Origin of the sequence: Bradyrhizobium sp., from assembly GCF_049586575.1 — a bacterium.
Taxonomy (GTDB): Bacteria; Pseudomonadota; Alphaproteobacteria; order Rhizobiales; family Xanthobacteraceae; genus Bradyrhizobium.
Genome location: NZ_JBAVCF010000780.1, coordinates 1 through 2,312 on the forward strand (window position 1 = coordinate 1; position 2,312 = coordinate 2,312).

The 2,312-nt window shown below is 65.8% G+C and carries 3 protein-coding genes; 2 read left to right on the forward strand and 1 reads right to left on the reverse strand.

Going from position 1 to position 2,312, the window contains the following annotated elements:
- Together WB528_RS27945 and WB528_RS27950 are read left to right on the forward strand one after the other, a co-directional pair.
- Nucleotides 1-393: YcjX family protein (locus WB528_RS27945; protein WP_423892608.1), on the forward strand; the 393-nt coding region annotated here is incomplete at its 5' end.
- Complete coding sequence (locus tag WB528_RS27950; RefSeq protein WP_423892610.1) at nt 390-1,430, forward strand: YcjF family protein; 1,041 nt, start codon at nt 390-392, stop codon at nt 1,428-1,430. The genes WB528_RS27945 and WB528_RS27950, both read left to right, overlap by 4 nt.
- Before the next feature lie 93 nt (nt 1,431-1,523).
- On the opposite strand, the gene WB528_RS27955 is transcribed toward WB528_RS27950, so the two are convergent.
- Nucleotides 1,524-2,312, reverse strand: a 789-nt coding sequence (locus tag WB528_RS27955; protein ID WP_423892612.1) for an outer membrane protein, incomplete at its 5' end; no start/stop codon positions are given.

Consider the following 2,312-nt stretch of genomic DNA (forward strand, 5'->3'; position numbering starts at 1 on the left):
GCCGAGGACACCGGCGCCGCCATCGACGTCGTGGCGCTTGCGGCCGTTCGCGCCACGCGGGAGGCCCGGGTTACGCGCGGCCGGGACAAATTGCCCTCGATATTGGGAACGCCAATCGCGGGCGAAAGCGCCGACGGCGAGACGTTCGACGGCAACACCGAAGTCGCAACCTTTCCCGGCGAACTGCCGGAGGACCCGCAAGCCCTGTTCGAAAGCGACACTGCGTTTTCCGGCCTCGCCGGCGCGAAGGCCGACAAGGCCGACTTCCGCTTCCTGCGCTTCCGGCCGCCCCGTCTCGCTCAGGAAGGACAGGACGGCGCCGACGCCGTGGCATTGCCTCATATCCGCCTTGACCGGGCGATGCAGTTCCTCATCGGAGACAAGTTACAATGAGCGAACGCCCCCCTACCCGGCGGCCGGCAACCTTCAAGCTCGACGACGCCGGCGTGATCGTGACCGATCCGGCCAATGAGAGCCGCCCTGCCCGCGGCACGGTTCACGTCATCCCGGAAAGCGAAACGCCGCAGTTACCGGTGGCGCTTGAGCCGACGCTGGTCCCGGCCGAGCCGCGCTTCCGCTGGGGGACGCTATTCTGGAGCGCGGTCGGTGGACTGGTGCTGCTCGGCGCGGGCGTAGGCGTCACGCAACTGGTCGAGGATCTGTTTGCGCGCAGCGAGAGCCTCGGTATCCTGGGGCTGGCGCTGACCTCTGCCGCCGCCCTGTCATTGATCGTCGTGTCCGCCCGCGAAGCGATCGGCCTGATGCGCCTTTCGGCCATCGAGGACCTGCACCGGCGCGCCGCGTCCGCGATCACGAGCGACGATCGCGCCGAGAGCCGCGCCGTCTTGCACGATCTGTTGAAGATCGCCCATCAGAACCCGCATCTGGCGCGCGCCCGCGCCACGCTGAGCCACCACGCCGGCGATATCATCGATGGCGCCGACATGGTCCGCCTTGCCGAGCGCGAACTGATGACGCCGCTCGATCAGCAAGCCCGCTTGCTGATTTCCGCCGCCGCGCAGCGCGTCTCGCTCGTCACCGCCATCAGCCCGCGCGCGCTGTTTGACGTCGTTTTCGTGTTCGCCGCCTCGCTTCGTCTGATCCGGCAACTGGCGCGGCTCTACGGCGGCAGGCCCGGCACGCTCGGCATGATCCGCCTGATGCGCCACGTCATCGCCCATCTCGCCATCACCGGAGGCATGGCGGCAAGCGACAGCGTGATTCAGCAGATACTCGGCCACGGGCTCACGGCCAAACTGTCGCAGCGGTTAGGGGAAGGTTTCCTCAACGGGCTTCTGACCGCACGGCTAGGGCTCGCTGCGATCGACGTCACCCGGCCGCTGCCGTTTGCGGCGCTGCCGCGCCCTTCGCTGACCGATCTCGCGAAGGACCTGTTGCGCCGGCGCCGGGAGGAGGTGGACGAGGCGTAAGCGGTTGAAGTGCGAACCGAGGCGGTGAAGCGGCCCAAAACCAAAAGCCCCGGACGAGAACCGGGGCTTTCGGTTTTATCTCTCGCGAGCAGATCAGTACTTTGCGACAACCGGGCCCAAGAAATTCCAGCCGTTGGTCTTGACGTCGAGCGTAAAGCGGACCTGATCGGCGGTGCCTCCGATATTGCGTCCATTGGGACCGGGAGGAGAAGGACCAAAAGCGTCGGCCGACGATGGCTGGAAGTGGCTGCGAAGATCGATGTGCCGGTAGTCGCCACCGATGATCACATCCATAAGGGCCGACTTGTACAGGGCATAGTTGATGCCGCCGCCGGCGTACCAGCCATTGCGGTAATCGCTGTTGCGGGTCGTATCGAAAAGCGTGCCGCTGGTGGAATTGAAAAGCTGTGTTTCGATCGTGCCGGCTGCCCAGCCCCCTTCACCGAAGACGAGCCAGTCGCCGAAGGCCCAGCCGCCCCGGCCGCCGACCGTGCTGATGCTGCTCATGCGCGTTTGGCACACTTGGCCGATATTGGCGGTACAGACGCTCGTTGCGGTTCCGTTCGAGGTTGCCCCTTGGAAGGTGCTGGACGGATTCGTATAGTCTGCCTCGATGCCGAGGACGATCTGGCCGAATTGCCACTGTGCGCCGCCGTGGATGCCCCAAGCCGCCAGAGTCTCCCTATCGCTGAAAGGCGTCAGCGTGGCCGGAACCGGGTTGGCGTATTGCCACGTCGTATTGCTCTGGAACCAGCTCGCGCTCGCGCCAACATACACTCCGCCCCAGTCAAATACTGGCGGGGCAACCGGCGGCGGTGCCTTGACCGCCATGTCTGCCGCCTGTGCAATGCTCAGAGGGGCGGCGGCCAACAACCCCAACAT